Annotated in this window: 17 protein-coding genes; 10 read left to right on the top strand and 7 right to left on the bottom strand. The window is 45.8% G+C overall.

All coding sequences use genetic code 11. From position 1 onward, the window contains the following. The first annotated feature begins 40 nt into the window (after positions 1-40). From QUB66_RS16675 to QUB66_RS16660, 4 genes are all read left to right on the top strand, one after another. Positions 41-1,285 carry a glycosyltransferase gene (locus QUB66_RS16675; protein WP_332968780.1) on the top strand — a complete coding sequence of 415 codons (1,245 nt, stop codon included), beginning with the start codon at positions 41-43 and terminating at the stop codon, positions 1,283-1,285. Further along, positions 1,282-2,073, top strand: a complete 792-nt coding sequence (locus QUB66_RS16670) for an ABC transporter permease (protein ID WP_332968779.1) — start codon at positions 1,282-1,284, stop codon at positions 2,071-2,073. Before QUB66_RS16675 ends, QUB66_RS16670 begins: the two co-directional genes overlap by 4 nt. Continuing rightward, positions 2,074-4,146: an ATP-binding cassette domain-containing protein gene (locus QUB66_RS16665; protein ID WP_332968777.1), complete on the top strand. Its 2,073-nt coding sequence runs from the start codon at positions 2,074-2,076 to the stop codon at positions 4,144-4,146. It abuts the gene before it with no gap. 174 nt (positions 4,147-4,320) lie between these two features. Then, positions 4,321-6,702, top strand: a complete 2,382-nt coding sequence (locus QUB66_RS16660; RefSeq protein WP_332968776.1) for a sulfotransferase — start codon at positions 4,321-4,323, stop codon at positions 6,700-6,702. 90 nt (positions 6,703-6,792) lie between these two features. On the opposite strand, the gene QUB66_RS16655 is transcribed toward QUB66_RS16660, so the two are convergent. The 4 genes from QUB66_RS16655 to dxs all read right to left on the bottom strand — a co-directional run bounded on the left by QUB66_RS16655 (position 6,793) and on the right by dxs (position 10,689). Then, positions 6,793-8,022 carry an NAD(P)/FAD-dependent oxidoreductase gene (locus QUB66_RS16655; protein ID WP_265236343.1) on the bottom strand — a complete coding sequence of 410 codons (1,230 nt, stop codon included), beginning with the start codon at positions 8,020-8,022 and terminating at the stop codon, positions 6,793-6,795. Between the two features lie 7 nt (positions 8,023-8,029). Then, complete coding sequence (locus tag QUB66_RS16650) at positions 8,030-8,398, bottom strand: aspartyl protease (protein WP_265236342.1); 369 nt, start codon at positions 8,396-8,398, stop codon at positions 8,030-8,032. Beyond that, on the bottom strand, positions 8,395-8,712 hold the full coding sequence (locus QUB66_RS16645) for a hypothetical protein (RefSeq protein ID WP_265236340.1): 318 nt from the start codon (positions 8,710-8,712) through the stop codon (positions 8,395-8,397). Before QUB66_RS16645 ends, QUB66_RS16650 begins: the two co-directional genes overlap by 4 nt. A 69-nt stretch (positions 8,713-8,781) precedes the next feature. After that, positions 8,782-10,689: a 1-deoxy-D-xylulose-5-phosphate synthase gene (gene dxs, locus QUB66_RS16640; RefSeq protein WP_265236337.1), complete on the bottom strand. Its 1,908-nt coding sequence runs from the start codon at positions 10,687-10,689 to the stop codon at positions 8,782-8,784. 289 nt (positions 10,690-10,978) lie between these two features. Here dxs and QUB66_RS16635 point away from each other — a divergent pair, with 289 nt between their 5' ends. Both QUB66_RS16635 and QUB66_RS16630 read left to right on the top strand, forming a co-directional pair. After that, the gene (locus QUB66_RS16635; protein ID WP_332968775.1) at positions 10,979-11,296 is read left to right on the top strand and encodes a DUF433 domain-containing protein; all 318 of its coding nucleotides are present in this window, start codon (positions 10,979-10,981) and stop codon (positions 11,294-11,296) included. Further along, a complete protein-coding gene (locus QUB66_RS16630; protein ID WP_265236333.1) occupies positions 11,293-11,640 on the top strand; it encodes a DUF5615 family PIN-like protein in 348 nt (115 codons plus the stop codon). The genes QUB66_RS16635 and QUB66_RS16630 overlap by 4 nt, the downstream gene beginning before the upstream one ends. A 173-nt stretch (positions 11,641-11,813) precedes the next feature. Here QUB66_RS16630 and QUB66_RS16625 read toward each other — a convergent pair whose 3' ends face one another. Then, a complete protein-coding gene (locus QUB66_RS16625) occupies positions 11,814-12,047 on the bottom strand; it encodes a hypothetical protein (RefSeq protein WP_332968773.1) in 234 nt (77 codons plus the stop codon). Positions 12,048-12,182: 135 nt separating this feature from the next. Here QUB66_RS16625 and QUB66_RS16620 point away from each other — a divergent pair, with 135 nt between their 5' ends. From QUB66_RS16620 to QUB66_RS16610, 3 genes are all read left to right on the top strand, one after another. Beyond that, complete coding sequence (locus QUB66_RS16620) at positions 12,183-12,395, top strand: helix-turn-helix domain-containing protein (protein WP_236502947.1); 213 nt, start codon at positions 12,183-12,185, stop codon at positions 12,393-12,395. Positions 12,396-13,150: 755 nt separating this feature from the next. Then, positions 13,151-14,785: an MBL fold metallo-hydrolase gene (locus QUB66_RS16615; RefSeq protein WP_332968818.1), complete on the top strand. Its 1,635-nt coding sequence runs from the start codon at positions 13,151-13,153 to the stop codon at positions 14,783-14,785. Continuing rightward, positions 14,775-15,050, top strand: a complete 276-nt coding sequence (locus QUB66_RS16610; RefSeq protein ID WP_265236323.1) for a hypothetical protein — start codon at positions 14,775-14,777, stop codon at positions 15,048-15,050. Before QUB66_RS16615 ends, QUB66_RS16610 begins: the two co-directional genes overlap by 11 nt. Here QUB66_RS16610 and QUB66_RS16605 read toward each other — a convergent pair. After that, positions 15,042-15,353: a DUF6679 family protein gene (locus tag QUB66_RS16605; RefSeq protein WP_265236321.1), complete on the bottom strand. Its 312-nt coding sequence runs from the start codon at positions 15,351-15,353 to the stop codon at positions 15,042-15,044. The two genes, QUB66_RS16610 and QUB66_RS16605, sit on opposite strands and share 9 nt — an antisense overlap. A gap of 627 nt (positions 15,354-15,980) precedes the next feature. On the opposite strand from QUB66_RS16605, the gene QUB66_RS16600 reads away from it, so the two are divergent. Next, positions 15,981-16,112, top strand: a complete 132-nt coding sequence (locus tag QUB66_RS16600; protein ID WP_265236313.1) for a hypothetical protein — start codon at positions 15,981-15,983, stop codon at positions 16,110-16,112. Positions 16,113-16,575: 463 nt separating this feature from the next. Here QUB66_RS16600 and tatA read toward each other — a convergent pair whose 3' ends face one another. After that, on the bottom strand, positions 16,576-16,773 hold the full coding sequence (gene tatA / locus QUB66_RS16595) for a twin-arginine translocase TatA/TatE family subunit (protein WP_265236311.1): 198 nt from the start codon (positions 16,771-16,773) through the stop codon (positions 16,576-16,578). Positions 16,774-16,841 lie beyond the last annotated feature (68 nt).

Genomic DNA, 16,841 nt, shown 5'->3' with positions numbered 1-16,841 from the left:
ACTTTTCATGTCACCGTCGCACTATTTTTAGGAGCAATTTATGGCAATAAAACTGCTGGAAATCGAATTTTCAGAACCGATAAATCCGATTAGGGGACTTGAGAACTACGAAAAAATTCGCATTTTGGTGCGCTACCGGGGAGTGCCTCTAGAATGGGTGGAAATATCTAACAATCCTTGGCTGGCAATTATTCCGGGCGAGCGGGTGCGATCAACAATTGTTGCGCAAATAGGCAAGGAATTGACGAAAGCAATTCTCGCTCTTCAGTTGGGCCTGCAAACAAAGCCAAATTATCCGCTGCCGCCGATTAGTGTGGTCATCTGCACGCGCGATCGCACCGACTTACTCAAAGGCGCTCTGGAAGCAATTCTCGCGATCGACTATCCCCACCGCGAAATTATCGTGATAGACAACGCTCCTTCCAACACCAGCACCGCTGAATTGGTCGCGCGATTGCCGGTACGCTACGTCAAGGAAGAACGGCCAGGATTGGATTGGGCGCGCAATCGTGGCATCGCTGAGGCCCGCCACGAGATTATTGCTTTTACTGACGACGACGTGCGGCCCGATCGGGGATGGCTGCGGGGGATGGCTGCGGGCTTTGCAGACCCGGAAATTATGGCAGTTAGCGGTTTAGTCGCACCGGCGGAACTGGAAACAGATGCTCAAATTCAATTTGAATTCGGCTACGGGGGAATGCTGCAATATCTCCACAGTTTTAAAGTTGATGGTAGCAAGCTCTCGGCGCGGGAGTTGTTGTGGTCGAGCGCTTACGGTGTCGGGGCGAATATGGCTTTCCGGCGGCAAGTGTTCGCGGAAGTTGGGACTTTTGACCCGGCTTTGGATGTGGGGACTCCGACTCGCGGGGCTGGGGATATTGAGATGTTTCACCGGATTTTGGCGAAGGGATACTCGACTTTTTATGAGCCGAGAGCTTTTGTTTGGCACGTACACCGTCGTAGCGGCGAGGCTTTGAGCAGGCAGTTAAGGGATAATGGGCGCGGTTTTGGGGCTTTTTTGCTGACGTGCGATCGCAACCGTACAGTCAGTCGCCTGGAAATTGTGCAGTTTGCTTGGTCTCAGTGGCTGAACTGGTGGCTGCTGCGTCGATTGAGGCGTCCGGGCTGGTTTCCCCGTAAGTTGGTTGTCAGCGAGCTGCTGGGAGCTCTGCAAAGTCCTTTTACTTACAGGGAAGCGCAGTTGCAAGCTCAACGCTTGGCGGCTCTCCCGGGCCCAGAATTGCAGGAAGTTGAACAGCCGGTAATTGCTGGGGGTGTGCAGTGAGAAATGCGGTAAAACGGGTCGATCGGCGCAAAATTGCTCATTTTTTCGATTTGCTGCGGGAGTTGGTCGATCGCGATATGAAATTGCTTTACAAGCGATCGACTCTGGGGATTGCTTGGACTTTGATCAATCCGCTATTGCAGTTGGCTGTTTTTTCCTTTGTATTTCGATCGGTAATTCCGGTGAATATTCCGCAGTTTTCTTCCTTTGCTTTCAGCGGTTTGTTAATTTGGACTTGGACTCAGACGGCGTTGTTTCAAGCGACAGGACTAATTACTGGCAACCTGGCTTTAATCAGGCAGCCGAATTTTCCGACAGCAATTTTGCCGATAGTTACAACTACAACCGGATTGATTCACTTTTTGCTGGCGCTGCCGGTGCTAATTATCTTTTTGGCGATCGACGGAATTCAGCCAAATGCGGTGCTGTTTTTTCTGCCGTTTTTGATGATTATTCAATTCATTTTGACGGTCAGTTTGGCTTATCCACTTGCTGCCATTAACGTGACTTTTCGCGACACTCAGCACACTTTGGGGGTGCTGTTGCAGATGCTATTTTACCTGACTCCGATTTTTTACGACTTGAAAAGCGTACCCAAAGAATTTCAGCCTTTATATCAGTTAAATCCGATGGTGCCACTGATTGAAGCTTACCGGGCAATACTGCTCAAAGGTACTCAACCGGACTGGCAAGCGCTGCTAATTGTTAGCCTCGTTGTGGCGGCTCTTTTGCCGATCGGACTGGGAATTTTTAGACGGCAAAGCGATCGATTTGTGGAGGAATTGTAAATGCGTCAATCTATTGTTGTCAAGGGTTTAGGGAAACGTTTCAACCGCTACAGTGCCGATCGACCTCTGACAATTATGGAGGCGGCTTTGTGGGGCTGGTGGCGGATGAAACCCCAGGCACGTTTTTGGGCGCTGCGGGATATCAGTTTTACTGTTTCTCCCGGAGAAATGCTGGGAATTCTCGGCAAGAATGGGGCGGGGAAATCGACACTGCTGCAACTGATTGGCGGTATCGGCCGCGCTGAGGAAGGAACTATTCAAGTTAACGGCAGAATTGGCGGTTTGTTGGATTTGGGTGCGGGTTTTCACACGGATTTAACTGGCAGAGAAAATGTGTTTGTGGGTGCGGTGGTGGCCGGTTTAACTCGCCGGGAAGCAGCGCGCCGATTTGACGACATTGTTGAATTTGCAGAATTAGAACAGTTTATTGACAGCCCGATGCGCACTTACAGTACGGGGATGCGAATGCGGTTGGCTTTTTCGGTGGCAATTCATACCGATCCGGAAGTGCTGTTAATTGATGAATATTTGTCGGTTGGTGATGTGTCTTTTCAAACTAAATGTTTGAACAGAATCGCGGAGTTTAAGGCTCAAGGATGTGCGATTGTTTTGATTTCTCACAGCGCGGCGCAAATTCAGAAAATGTGCGATCGGGCTATGTGGCTAAAATCCGGTGAAATCGTTGCTTACGGGGAACCAGAAGTGGTGGCTGGTCAGTATTTGTCGGAAATGCGATCGGAAACTGACAAGCGCACTCCCATGCGTCCTCCTCAAGTCACAAGTACGGGTTCAGAATTGCGAGTTAATGAGAATCGCTTCGGTTCTTTGGAAGTAGAAATAACTGATGTCAAAGTATTGCCGGATGAAGAAATAGACAGCGGCGATACTATTACTATTGAAATTAATTATACGGTTCCGAAACCGATTGCTGCTGCGATTTTTGGCGTGACAATTAGCCGAGAAGATGGTCAAAGTTGTTTTGAAACTAATACTAATCAAATGGGCCGGTTAATCCCGCTGGCGGCAGGTAAAGGCAAAATCCGGCTGCACATAGACAGGCTGGATTTAGGAAACGGGCAATATTACGTGAATCCTGGGGTTTATGAGAAGAGTTGGGCCTACGCTTACGATTATCAGTGGCACGTTTATCCGCTATATGTGCGATCGACTGTACACCAAAAAACGATTCTTTGTCCGCCCTACCACTGGGAATTTGACGGCAAAATGGAGGCGCTGGATTTGCCAGAAACAACTGACAAAGTTCACGCCTTGAATAAAAATAATCCCAGCTACGCCAAGATTTCAACTCAGTTGAAAAATAAGCAATCACCAGACTTTTTAATGATTGGCGCTCAAAAGTGCAGCACCGAGGCTTTATACGGCTATCTAGAAAATCACTTGCAAAATATCAAAGAAGGTGCTAAGCAAGTACACTTTTTTGAATTAAATTTCGAGCGCGGTGTAGAGTGGTATAGCAAGCAGTTAACGCGGAGTGTCGCGGGTGAAAAAGTGCTGCTGTGGGAGATGACTCCTTACTATATTTACCATCCGTTGGTGGCCGAGCGGGTTTACAAGTGTTTCCCGGATGTTAAGCTGATTGTGATGCTGCGAAACCCGGTACAAAGAGCATGGATGCACTATCATTTAGAAGTGGCGATCGGCTGTGAAAAGCTGGATTTTGAAAAGGCGATCGCATCTGAACCAGACAGGCTAAAAGGTGAAATTGAAAAAATCAAAGCCGATGAAGGTTATTACAGTTTCAATCACCAGCATTATTCCTATTTGTCGCGCGGAATCTATGTCGAACAAATCAAGAATTGGCTCGATTATTTTCCCAGGGAACAGTTGCTGATTCTCAAGAGCGAAGATTTTCATAAAAATGCGGAGGATGTGTTTTATCGGGTGTTAGATTTCTTGGATATCAAGGCGAGTGCTGTCAAACAATATCAGGGTAATACTGTTGAGGATTACAGTAATATGCCTGCCGAAATAGAACAACAATTAACCAATTATTTTAAGCCTTACAATCAGGATCTTTCTGATTTATTGAAGGAGGATTTTAGTTGGAGTTAGGCGAAGAGTTTTTAACCGCAGAGAGCGCGGAGAACGCAGAGGAAGAGGAAAGAGTGATGTTGATAAATTATTTGTGATACAATGATATTCTTTATTCTCTGACTTTGTGTCTTCTGCGCTCTCTGTGGTTTATTTAAAATAATCTCATTCACAAACCATTTATCAAGTATAAAAATGCAACGAATATTTTTAGTAGGAGCTCCAAGAAGCGGTACTACAATTCTTCAGAGTCTATTAGCCGCTCATCCCGAAGTTATTTCGTTTCCTGAATCTAAGTTTTTTCACTATCTCTTGTATGAGAAGTTTGCGGGAAAGTTGCAAAGTAGGATGGAAGCTTTTTTTAATGATGAGATTAAGCATCCTGAACTTTTAGAGGGTTTTGATAACAGTCAAAGTGTGGAAACTAAGGCTAGTTGGTTTGTGGGCGTTTTGGATAGCTTGGCTACGGCACAAAACAAAAGCATTTGGTTGGAAAAAACGCCGGAACACATCTATTTTATTGAGGATATAGAGCGCTTTTTGCCGGATGTTAAGTTTATACATATTTTGCGAAACAGTATGGATTGCATAGCTTCTATGTATGAGGCTACTCGAAATTTTAACGAATTATGGGGTGGTGGTTGGGATTTAGACCACTGTATCGAGCGCTGGGAATATGCGCTATTAACTAGCCACAAATATTTTAATAAATCAAATCATATATTAGTTAAGTACGAAGAGCTTTTAGATAATAAGATTAAAATTTTAGAAAAAATATGTAAGTTTATTGGCATCGAGTATGATGGTACTATGCTGGACAATTATAAACAGCAAGCAGCAAAATTGAGTCTGAATTTACCTTGGCATCAAGGAATTCAGAGAGATATTGCAAGCACTAAATCTCACAAATATCATTATTTATTTAATAAATATGAAATTGCTTATATTTTAAATAAAATTACGTTGGTAAATCAAGAAATTGCCGGGAAAGTTACACTGGAAGTTACCGAACCAATTTCGGATATTTGCTGTTTGTCGCAAATATACGATCGCCTGTGCTGTAAAATCAACCTAGAAGGCAATGAACTGGGAACTGTGGAATTGCCCATCTGTGACGGGATTGTGACGGGTGCGGTGTTGGTAGATGCGATCGCAGCTCAGTTTGCTTGGCCAATTCTCGATCAATTTTTTCAACGTAATCCCGGAACTCCGCAACTTGAATGGCTACTATTTTTACAAGAAATCTGGAATCGTCCGCATTGGCTTGAGACTAATTTTTACAATCCCGAAACAGCCGATGAAACAGTCACAATCACCCTCGATGGAGACTTGATTGCTGTGGAAGTTAGCGCAGAATTGCCTAACATCAAAGTTGAGCTTTCTGAAATTGACGTGTTGGTGACAGTAGGCGGTGTGGCTATCGGTATTGTAACTGTTGCGGTGGAAAATAATTTTGTTTCTGCTCAAAAAGTGCGATCGACAATTACCCGAAATATCGGTTTTGAGTTGTGCGTCGCCACCGTGCGAGAAGCTTTGCTGGGACAACCGCTCGATGGTGAGATGTCGCTGCGATCGCGCTTAGCCTCTGCTGCTCAACAAAGGTCGAATCTGCCCAACTGGTTGAATGCAGAGGGTTCTGGGGGCATTTACCCGCCAAATGCCGTGATGTTCGGCAGGCGATGTGGTGCAACAGGAACCAGCATCAGCCGCCGCGCCGCACTCCCAGCGCAGGCGCTGCGGGAATTAGCCAACTCAGCAGCAATCGCAGGGGAAGCGATTATCCAAATTCCCCGAGAAAACGAGTTACCAAATCAAGTATTTTACGCACCAGAAATTATTTGGCAAAAATCGCCTTACCGAGAAGTTTCTCACTCAGTCAAACCTCAAGTATTTGACAATGATAGCGTTACAAAAAAACTGCCGATTCTCGCCTACCGTCGCATTTCTCCCGATGGTTTAAATGCAGTTACTCCGCAGGTTTTTGAACAGCAGTTAGAATCTCTCAAAGAGAATGGTTATTACAGTACGACTTGGGAAGATTGGCAAAGTGCGAAACTAACTAAAACTCCTTTACCAGGTAAAGCCATCTTACTTACTTTTGACGGTGGCTATCTCGACTTTTTCACCTACGCTTTCCCTTTACTAAAATGCTTGGATTTTACAGCCACTGTTTTTTTAATAGCCGAGTCGATAGGAAAGACAAATAGTTGGGAAAAAGCCGAATTTGAAGAAGTGCAGTTAATGGGATGGCCAGAAATTCGGCAACTGCGGGATGCAGGAATTGAATTCGGTTCGATGTCTGCTACTCATCAACCTCTGACTACCTTGTCGCCCACAGAAATTGTGCGCGAGGCGGCGAAATCCCGCGCAATTTTGGAACGAGGATTAGGGAAATCCGTCAGATATTTTGCTTATCCCTACGGGGATGTCGATAAAATTGTAGAGCATTTAATCGGAGCGAGTGGGTATACTTTTGGTGTATCATATAAGTCAAATTTTAGCAATTTTGACGATAATTTAATGTCGCTACCGCGCATTCAAGTCACAGCAGAAAATTTCTGGCAATTAGGTTTTTAGCCAGATTAATTTGTCCTTATTCAAGATACAAGGGGCGGGTTAAGCTAGCAATCTCAACCAAAAGCAGACAATTTCGGTACAAAACCCGCCCTAACCCAGCGACTTTCTCAGCCCCTGCACCAAAACCTGAAATTTCCGCCGCAAATAACCGCCAAATCCCCTAGAAATCTTCTCAAATTTATAATCAAATAAAATATCCATCACATCTTCAGTTTTCATGTACTTCAAATAAGAAATCATTTTATCAGTCAGTTCATCATTAGCATCATCAATATACTTTCTTACCGCCAACTTTTCCGAAATATGCCATTTCTTATCGAACTTGCGGTGCATTTCCGTCTCATAATCTCCAAAATCTGAGATTTTCCCATCCAGATATTTTTCAATGTATTTCCCGGCTATTTGGGCACCATCCATCCCGTGTCTAATCCCCTCGCCGCCCAGAAAATTAACTGTTGAGACAGTATCGCCGATCGCAATTATATTCTCCTTATAATAAATATCCCGCAAACCGCGACTGTACTTAAGCGTCGAACCGTGTTTGTCAATAATTGTATAATTTTTAGACTTCAAATATTCATCAATCAACAAATCAATATATTTTTTCAGCGGTGACAAATGCTTAATTGTTTTGGAATCCAAGAAAATGCGACCCGCACCAACTTTCAGCCTATTTTGTTCCATTGGAAATATCCAAGAATAACCTTTAGGCATCCATTTATCGCCCAAAAAGAAGATTAAATCATTGGCATATTTATTGTAAATTTCCGGTTCTACTTCAATTAAATATTCGATGCCGGTTCCCGACAAAAACTCAGGCTTATCATTTTCTTTTGCATACATAATCGCCCTAGCAAAGCCAGTAGCATCAACCAAGACTTTCGTGCTAACTTTGATAATTTGACCGTCAGATAACTGTTTAAACTCTACTGCGGTTTCGCCGTTAACTTGCGAATGTTCGGTGTAGCGACAACCAAGCCAAACTTCACCGCCAAATCGCTCAACTTCCTCGGCTAAAAATGCTCTAAATTTAGCAAAGTTGAGCACAACTCCCAAGTTTTCGGGAGACTCCCAAGTTTGACTGACTGTGCTAGTTTCAATAGTAAGTTTGTGCCAAAAACTGCCGATGACTGATTCGGGTAAATCGAATTGAGAGAGGGTTTCTAAAGGTGTGGCGGCGCTGGAAAAGTCGTTTTTATTAAAATTGTCGTTTTGTTCGGCAAGCAAGACTTTGCGGCCGGATTTGGCTAATATTCTCGCGCAGTGACCGCCTGCGGGGCCTGCTCCTACTATTACTATATCAAAACTTTTTAAAGTCATCTTGCTATTAATTTACTTCTAATGTCAAAACACCCGCCGAAATATCAACTACCAAGCGCCGATTTTTCAACAGTTGGCGGCCGATTAAAAATTCGGGAACTCCCGCACCTACGTGAATGGGAATGTCAAACTCTTGACCCTCAAGACGCACTTTTCCTGCATAAAGATCGAAATTAAATTCTCCTTTAGCTGTTCGCATTTTTTCTTGTTTCACATATATCCAATCAAGTCCCTCTAAATCTTGATCGTTCATAGCTAACCAGCCTGAAAAACCTGTATCTAGCAGGGCATCAACAGGTAATTCTAAGCCGTTATCAGCAATCAATTCAACTTCAAAAAATAGCTCGTCCTGATCGCCAAATCTTCCTTCAATCATATCGTGCCACAAACTCCAGTTTCATTGATCCGAAAGACGTGCAATTTAACTTTCGGGTATTTTTCATGGGCTATGTTTGCAACTAGCATATCATCCTTGTCGATAAAATATTCACCGCTATCGGGTTCAACGGCCATGTACCAGTTGTAGTGGGTTTTAATCAATTCTGGTTTTAGGCGATCGAAAATAGGTTTGCAGCGCTGATAAAATGCTTCTCTTTCAGCATACCATTGGGCTATTTCTTCTGAAGAACGTGTGCGTTTTGGGTGCAATCTTCTCCGGGGAGTTCTGCTAGTTGGGTTGAGATAAGTCATGGTTGATTCTCCTTTTGTGCAGTAAAGGTGAAGTAAGGTGAGCAGTGCCCACCCTACAATTATAGCTAATTAGACGCTAACGGGTGATTGTTTGCGGCTGAATGTTGCTAAGATGCGATCGCACATTTGCGACGGATTTAATCCCAAACTGGCAAATGATTGTTCAGGCGTTGCATGATCCACCAATGTATCTGGTACGCCCAAGCGCATCAGTGGTACGAGGATATTGTTATCCATCAAAGATTCGGCTACTGCTGAACCGAAGCCGCCCATCAAACAGCCTTCTTCCATAGTGACAACTTTGCCGATTCTCTGTGCTAAAGGCAAGATTAATTCAGTGTCCAAAGGCTTGACAAAACGCGCGTTGATGACTGTTGCTTCGATGCCGTGTTCGCTCAAAATCTCGGCGGTTTGCATTGCCGGATAAACCATCGAACCGTAACCTAATATCAGCACATCGTCGCCGTTGCGGAGAATTTCAGCTTTGCCGATCGCCAATTCTTCCCAACCTTCTTCCATCAGAGGTACGCCGTAACCGTTGCCACGCGGGTAACGCATCGCGATCGGGCCGCTGGTGTGGTTGATTCCCGTGACTACCATCCGCTGCAATTCCGCCTCGTCTTTTGGCGCCATAATTGTCATGTTTGGCAGACAGCGCAAGAAGGAAATGTCGTACATTCCTTGGTGGGTTGGGCCGTCGGCACCGACAATTCCGGCTCGATCCAAACAGAAGAAAACTGGCAAGTTTTGGATGCAGACATCGTGAATTATTTGGTCGTAGGCGCGCTGCAAAAATGTCGAGTAAATCACTACAACCGGGCGCATTGCTTCGCAGGCTAAACCAGCAGATAAAGTGACGGCGTGCTGTTCGGCAATCCCGACATCAATGTACTGTTTGGGCAGTTTTTCCTGAAGTTTGTCCAGGCAAGTTCCGGTTGCCATTGCTGCGGTAATGCCGACAATTTTTGGATTATCTTCTGCTAGCTTGACTAGGGCGTGGGCAAAGACTTTCGAGTAAGCGGGAGGCTTGGGTTTGGTGGATGGAATGCCTTTGCCGGTGGCTAAGTTAAAGGGATTTTGGGCGTGATATCCTACTTGGTCTTTTTCGGCGATCGCATATCCTTTGCCCTTCACTGTCACCACGTGAACTAACACAGGGCCTTGGATAGTATGACCTTGTTTGAAAGTAGCAATTAACTCTTCCAAATTGTGTCCATCAACCGGGCCCATGTAAGTAAAGCCCAATTCTTCAATTACGGCTCCAACTTTGGACACTGCTAACCGTTTCATGCCTTCTTTGAGGCGTTCCATTTCTGGGGTAAAAGTTTCGCCCACAAAGGGAATCTGTTTGAATTGTTCCTCTAAGTTATCTTTGAGAAACTGCACCGGCTGCGAGAGTCGCATTTTGTTCAAATAGCGGGTAATTGCGCCGACATTGGGCGAGATTGACATCTCGTTATCGTTGAGCACCACCATCAAATTGGTTTTCGGCATATGGCCCGCGTGGTTAATCGCTTCCAGTGCCATGCCGCCTGTCAATGCGCCGTCGCCGATGACTGCTACAGTTTTAAAGTTTTCTCCCTTGAGGTCGCGCGCCATAGCCATTCCCAGCGCTGCGGAAATGCTCGTGGAGGCGTGACCGGCGCCGAAGTGGTCAAATTTGCTCTCGCAGCGCTTGAGATAGCCTGCAACGCCGTCTTTTTGGCGCAGAGTGTGAAAATTGTTGTAGCGGCCGGTGATCAATTTGTGCGGATAAGCTTGGTGGCCGACATCCCAGGTAACTTTGTCGCGATCGAGGTCGAGTGTTTGGTAGAGTGCTAAGGTGAGTTCGACTACACCCAATCCGGGGCCTAGGTGTCCGCCACTGGCAGCTACTGTTTCTAAATGCTTTTCTCGAATTTGTCGGGCAATTTGTTCAAGTTGATGAATCGAGAGGCCGTGTAATTGGTTTGGATGAGTCAGTTCGCTGAGATGCATATTTTAAAATCCCGCTCCTAAGAATTAGGACGAATCCTTAACAGATATAGGTTATGCCTGCGGCGTTCGGTACGCGCAAACGTTAGAATAGTTTACCTGTTATTTGAGAAAATTGTTAGGCGTAAAAATTTTGCTATTTATGGCCTGGTAATTATAATAAACAAATTGTGCGCCGTCAATATAAAAAATGCTTATCTTGTTAGCTGCTGAGGGCTAACTGTTAGCTGCACGGGGATTATGAGCCATAATCTGTTATAATTTTACTGAATTCAGTAACGAGGCAAACTATATGAACTTGACCGCTACTCAACACAAGTATATAGAACTGAATGAAAACAACGTTCCCTACATTGCGGGAACAACCATGAAAGTAATTGAATTAGTTTCCGGTCATCTTGCTTTTGGCTGGAGTCCCGAAGAAATTAAATTTCAACACCCATATTTAAGCATGAGTCAAATTTATTCTACCTTAGCTTACTACTGGGATAACAAAGAAGAACTAGACGCCGATATACAGCGACGACTTGAGAATGTTGAAAAATTACGTCAAGAAGCGGGTGAATCTGCTTTGGTTAAAAAACTTCGCACCCAGGGGCTAATTAAATGACTCTAGCCCTTTACATGGATGAACACGTTCGCCGGGCAATTATAAATGGTTTAAAGTTGCGCGGTATAGACGTTATCACGGTACAAGAAGATGGCAGAACTGGCACGCCTGACACTATTTTACTCGATCGCGCTACTGACCTCGATCGCGTTATATTTACCCAAGATGATGATTTTTTAGTAATAGCCAACCGTCGCCAGCAAGAGGGAGTAAAATTTAGTGGAGTTATTTACGCGCATCAACAATATGTAACCGTTGGGGAATGCGTCCGGGACTTAGAAATAATTGGGAAAGCCAACGAACCCGAAGATTTAGTTAACCAAGTTCAATACTTACCTTTATAATTAGTTTTTGCTAAATTAGCAGGTGACACAACTAAATACTTTGTCGTTATTACTAATTACCAATCTAAGTCGATCGATCGCCTTTTCGGTTAGCATTAAGACAAGAAAGCCGATCGCCCTTCACGATTTATCGCTTACCAATTCAAGCACAAAAGGGCGATCGCACTTATCCGTTAAAGCATTCGCTCTATCTCAGATGTCCGAGCATCTGGCAATTTCTCGGCCCCTGTCGTATCAAAAACGATCGCGTGTTTAGTATTTGGCAACAACCGCCGTAAAATCTGGATATAGCCGTCAGCATCGCCACGCCGATGGAAGCGCGCCACTACCAATCGCTGCATATTTGGCAGTTGCCGCACGATGCACCAGGGATGAGTGTTTAATTTTGGCCTTGATGTTGGTATCATAGGGTAATGTTTCCCCGCCGAAAGCGGGGTTGGCTAGAAAAGCGATCGCCCTTAAGTTTTCGAGGCTAGGAGGGCGATCGTTTTTAATGTACATAGATATTATATGTTGCATACGCATCAATGTCAAGTTAAAACATGGGATACGTTAGACTGCGGATTCGAGAACTAGCTGAACAAAAGGGTTGGACGCTAAAGCAAGTTGCCGATCGATCCGGAGTCAATTACAACACTGTCAGAAGCTACGTTCAGCGCGATACTTTGAACACAGTCGATTTGTCTGCTGTCTACAAAATTGCCCGCGCTTTCGACGTGACGATGGAAGATTTAGTCGAGATTTTGGAAGATTGAGGGCGCACCAATGGGGCGAGTCAGGCTAAAAATTCGAGAGTTAGCCCAAGAAAAGGGATCGACACTGCAAGATATGTCTCCTGGATCGCCACAAGGTTTGCTTAGAAAAATGTATCAAACTTTTACAAAGAAACCGATCGAACTCATAAAGCCGCTATCTTCGTGATCAAAGCACTTCGTCAGCATGAGTCTGGTTCTCCAAGTTTGGATTATTGGACTATAAACCGCGCTCAACACCCTATAGATAAAGATTTGTAAGGTTTTGTCAACATCTTTGGGCTACTGAATTAAAATCTTCTCATAAAAAAGACTAGCTTTTAGTAGGCGCAAATTATGAACAAGGTTTAAAACTCAGCTTATGAGACCGAGTTTGCTGCTCTTACAAGGTGCAATAAAATGTAACTTTTGATGCAAGAACCACTAGCATGAACTTTGCCGAAGGCCGAATGCCCATTTCTGCCAATACCTTCGGAAAATCGCTTTCCTCTCCGGGCATCAAATTTTAAGTGCAGTTACTTTGCTTGCACGACGGGAACCGGAGCCCGATAGGAAAAATTTAAGTCCAGGGCAGACGCACCAGAATTTTGAGCGATCGGGTTTTTTACCGAAGCGACGGCGGCAACAAAGTCTTGTCGTCCATCAAACCTGGTTTTTGTGTCCAAGACTCAACTCGATCGAATGAATGCAGTCGCAGCCAACATTTAGATGTTGCGATACTGCAAGTTGCGCGCTTGCACAGGGAGCTAACCGCAGTGATGGATCTCGATTGTTTACCTTACGGCGCAGGCCACGCAGAGGAAGGGGTCTGTCTGCTAGTGCGAATGGGGCCCTACCGCATTTTACTCGACTGCGGTATAGAGGATGTCGCACCCCTGTCAGCGACACTAGATCGATCGCTGCCAGCCGATTTCGTGGTGTGTACCCACGCCCACTCCGACCACGCCAGAGGTTTGCTAGCACTCCACCAAGCTTTCCCCCAGTTGCCAATTTACGCCAGCGAAGTGACAGCGCGACTGCTACCGCTCAACTGGCCGTCCCAGGCTCAGCAGCCGGAGTCCCATTTCTGTCAGGCACTGCCCTGGCAGTCGCGGATCGAACTGCACCGGGGACTGAGCGTGCAGTTGTTCCCGTCGGGCCATTTGCCGGGAGCGGCGACTGTGCTCCTAACTTATCAAGCCCCCCACCGCACCTACACCCTGGTTTACACCGGCGACTTTTTTCTGTCGAATTCTCGTTTGGTGGAAGGTTTGCCGCTGGGAGAACTCCGGGGCATGAAGCCGGACGTGTTAATTTTGGAAGGCAGTTACGGCACGGCGCGCCACCCTCACCGCCGACAACTGGAAAATCAATTAGCCGATCGCATCCACCGGGCGATCGCCGACGGGTACTCGGTACTACTACCTGCGCCCGCCCTAGGTTTAGGTCAAGAATTGCTGATGCTACTCCGCAGCCACCACTACTTTACCGGCCGCGACTTGGATATTTGGGTGGACGGCACTGTCGCCGACGGCTGCGACGCTTATCTGGAACTGCTGCCCCATTTTCCCACCGCCGTCCAAAATTTTGCTCTCCACCAACCTTTGTTTTGGGACGAAAGGGTAAAACCCCGCGTGCGCCGGCTGTCTGCCGAACAGCGAGCCGAATTGGGCAAAACGCCGTGTATTGTGATTACTGACCAAATAGCTGATTTGGGTTTGTACGTTGCCGATCGCACAAATCCTTGGATTTTACTCGCACCTCACAAACCTGGATATCCCACCAGGGAATGGCTGGGCAATTGGGCCGAATCAGGAGTTCGGCTCATTGAAACTTATTTGCTAGCCGATCACTGCGACGGGCCGGGAACTACCCAGCTCATCCACAATTTGCGTCCCCAGCACGTAATTTTAGTGCACGGTTCCCCTGCATATTTGGCTGACTTGGCTAACTTGGACGAGCTGCGAAACCGCTACCAGTTGCACACTCCGGCGGTAGGAACAGTTGTCGAATTGCCGATCGGGGAAATGTTTTTGCAGCCCGCCATCCCCGAAACTAACTATGAAGGAGAACTCAGCGAATTAGGTACAGAAGTAGCAATTAGCTTGCCAAGTCCGATTACAGCCGATCCTCGGTGGGCAAATTTTGCCGATACAGGTTTAGTAGAAGCACGCTGGCAAGGCGAAGAACTCGTACTGCGTGGCATCTCCCAGCGGGAACTGCTGTTTCAAGGCAGCGCCGTTCAGGCTAACCTAGAATGCTGTGGCAATTGCCAGCACTACCGCGGCCAGCGCTGTTGGAACCAGTCCAGTGCTTTATTTGGCTTTAAAGTTACCCCCGACGGTTACTGTCCGGTATTTGAAGCGATACCGGAGTCCGAACTTTTCTTAGATGAGGAAATAGATGGCGATTGAGATCCTCCCCGGCGTAAACGCACTCCTGATTCCCAAACATCGCTATTTGGGTTCTGCGTCCGGGACTGTTCTGGTGGCGCAGACTGGAAAACCTGCGATCGAGCTTAAATTTAAATACAAAACCAGCTTGATTGGTGACAATCCAGTAGATTTTTCCCCTCAACCGGGTTTTTTGCCCAATTCATCCACAAAAAAGGGAGAAAAGTCGTTTTCCTTTCCCCCAACTATTCTTTTTGCCTCAAGCTCTAGCTCAAAACTATTCTAAATTCGAGTCCGGGTAGTGATTGCGAATTTGCTCGGCTTCGGGACAATCGTCAGTAACTAGGGGTTCGCAGTTAGTTCTCGACACCGAAGCCAACTTCTGGGAAACAGCTCCAATACTCTCTAGACGCACCATTTCTTCCCAGGAGCTAATTTCGTCTTCTTCGTCGGTTTCGTAGCGCAGCGTGACTAGATCCCCTTCAATATCTAGGATACGAGCGCGCTCTATCCAACGTTGCTGATCTCGAAGAAAAATAGAAACCTCACGACCATCACAACAGAGTTGATAGATTTTGCGCTGTAGCATTTGTCAGTTCTCCTGCGCAGTGTATTTAATCAAAAAAGATTGCCTGTTTACAGTTAACGTACTTTGGGTTTTACATCGGAAGGCACAGCCCTATGGACTGGCCAGTTTCACCAAAAAACGAGCGGGAAGCCCCTGGCTTTAGACATGGGGAGGAACGTGGTTGCGACGACCCTCGCCTTGAAAATTCCCTTTCTGGAAAGAGGGGTATGGTTGCCCCTCTGTGGAGATATGGTTGTCTCCGAACTCCCATTTCTGGGGTAATGTTAGCTTCGACCTGTTATAAGAGCTTGTTAGACTTGCCGCACTGTTCCAGTGACCTTGGAACTGTTTAACTGCAAATGACAGAGCAGGGAACTAGCTACGCATTCGCCTGGTGTCGTGACTCAAATAACGGCTACCTATTGCTAGGTGGTCTGGTCAGAATGGCTTGTTAGATTGCTCTTTCAAGCCCCTAGCTTTTAGCTATGGGGTTCCTGACGTTTTCCGAAACTGTGGCACCGATGGGAGTTACCAAATTTTATTTTACCATCAAATCTCTCCTGTACGCCATTTATCGAATTGCAGATTTTGCAGCCTGCGACATCCCTCGCGGGAGGCATTTGCCAGAATAGATCGGAGCATCCGGACTTGACTGCCGCGATCGCTCAAACAGCCACCCTCAAAACAGACTGTGCTGCTTTGTCGATCGGGATTGCCGCTGTTCTCAAACCTTTACAATCAGTAGGTCGGCAGATAAATGGTACGTCAGTTTTGCCGTAAAAGCCTAAAAACTCCCCCCTTTGTACCATCCCGTTACAGAACCTACGGGCATAGACTTAGGATTATCCACGTTGCTCTGCCGGGAGTGACGGTAAAAAAATACAACTGCCAGTTTCCCTAAAAAAGGCGAAAATCAAGCTAGGGAAATTGCAGTATATCCATCGAAACAAACAGTTAGGCAACCTAAAATCGGGAAGAAAAGCCTCAAAAAACGCCAAAAAATATTAATTATCCAATCCTCGCCAAAAAACACGGGCATATTGCCAACAACCGACGAGACTTTCGGCAAACAACAAAAACAAAAATTAGCCAGAAATACGATACCGCTCTGGGTATTTTTGAAGGCTATCTGGCTGATTACCAACGCACTATTATTTAAAAATATGGGCACTGCCAAATGAAACATTCTCTACATATACTATGACAAAGCATTGCTGTTTCTTGTTACAGGAAGTTCAGCAAATTACTTTCCTAGAGTTGGCTCTTCCTCTTTGTCTTTCTCCTTTTGGGTAGATTCATCATCAGCTTGACCGACCCCTTCCTTGAAACTCCGCAGCGTTTTGCCCAAAGCATTTCCCAACTCAGGAATTTTTTTGGGCCCAAAAATTAGAATAGCGACTACCGCAACAATGCCCAATTCGGGCAATCCCAGACCAAACATACAAAATCTCCGTGCTTACCTACTTGGCTTTTTCTCTGCGAATTACCGCTAGTGCATTCATTTTAGCG

Source organism: Microcoleus sp. A2-C3, assembly GCF_036706065.1.
Lineage (GTDB): Bacteria > Cyanobacteriota > Cyanobacteriia > Cyanobacteriales > Microcoleaceae > Microcoleus.
This window is presented reverse-complemented; position numbering and strand designations above follow the sequence as displayed.

Bases quoted from the DNA above. Each gene is read 5' to 3' on its own strand.
- QUB66_RS16675 (WP_332968780.1), top strand. From the start codon at position 41: ATGGCAATAAAACTGCTGGAAATCGAATTTTCAGAACCGATAAATCCG.
- QUB66_RS16665 (WP_332968777.1), top strand. From the start codon at position 2,074: ATGCGTCAATCTATTGTTGTCAAGGGTTTAGGGAAACGTTTCAACCGC.
- QUB66_RS16660 (WP_332968776.1), top strand. From the start codon at position 4,321: ATGCAACGAATATTTTTAGTAGGAGCTCCAAGAAGCGGTACTACAATT.
- QUB66_RS16655 (WP_265236343.1), bottom strand. From the start codon at position 8,022: ATGACTTTAAAAAGTTTTGATATAGTAATAGTAGGAGCAGGCCCCGCA.
- QUB66_RS16650 (WP_265236342.1), bottom strand. From the start codon at position 8,398: ATGATTGAAGGAAGATTTGGCGATCAGGACGAGCTATTTTTTGAAGTT.
- QUB66_RS16645 (WP_265236340.1), bottom strand. From the start codon at position 8,712: ATGACTTATCTCAACCCAACTAGCAGAACTCCCCGGAGAAGATTGCAC.
- dxs (WP_265236337.1), bottom strand. From the start codon at position 10,689: ATGCATCTCAGCGAACTGACTCATCCAAACCAATTACACGGCCTCTCG.
- QUB66_RS16635 (WP_332968775.1), top strand. From the start codon at position 10,979: ATGAACTTGACCGCTACTCAACACAAGTATATAGAACTGAATGAAAAC.
- QUB66_RS16630 (WP_265236333.1), top strand. From the start codon at position 11,293: ATGACTCTAGCCCTTTACATGGATGAACACGTTCGCCGGGCAATTATA.
- QUB66_RS16625 (WP_332968773.1), bottom strand. From the start codon at position 12,047: ATGATACCAACATCAAGGCCAAAATTAAACACTCATCCCTGGTGCATC.
- QUB66_RS16620 (WP_236502947.1), top strand. From the start codon at position 12,183: ATGGGATACGTTAGACTGCGGATTCGAGAACTAGCTGAACAAAAGGGT.
- QUB66_RS16615 (WP_332968818.1), top strand. From the start codon at position 13,151: ATGGATCTCGATTGTTTACCTTACGGCGCAGGCCACGCAGAGGAAGGG.
- QUB66_RS16610 (WP_265236323.1), top strand. From the start codon at position 14,775: ATGGCGATTGAGATCCTCCCCGGCGTAAACGCACTCCTGATTCCCAAA.
- QUB66_RS16605 (WP_265236321.1), bottom strand. From the start codon at position 15,353: ATGCTACAGCGCAAAATCTATCAACTCTGTTGTGATGGTCGTGAGGTT.
- tatA (WP_265236311.1), bottom strand. From the start codon at position 16,773: ATGTTTGGTCTGGGATTGCCCGAATTGGGCATTGTTGCGGTAGTCGCT.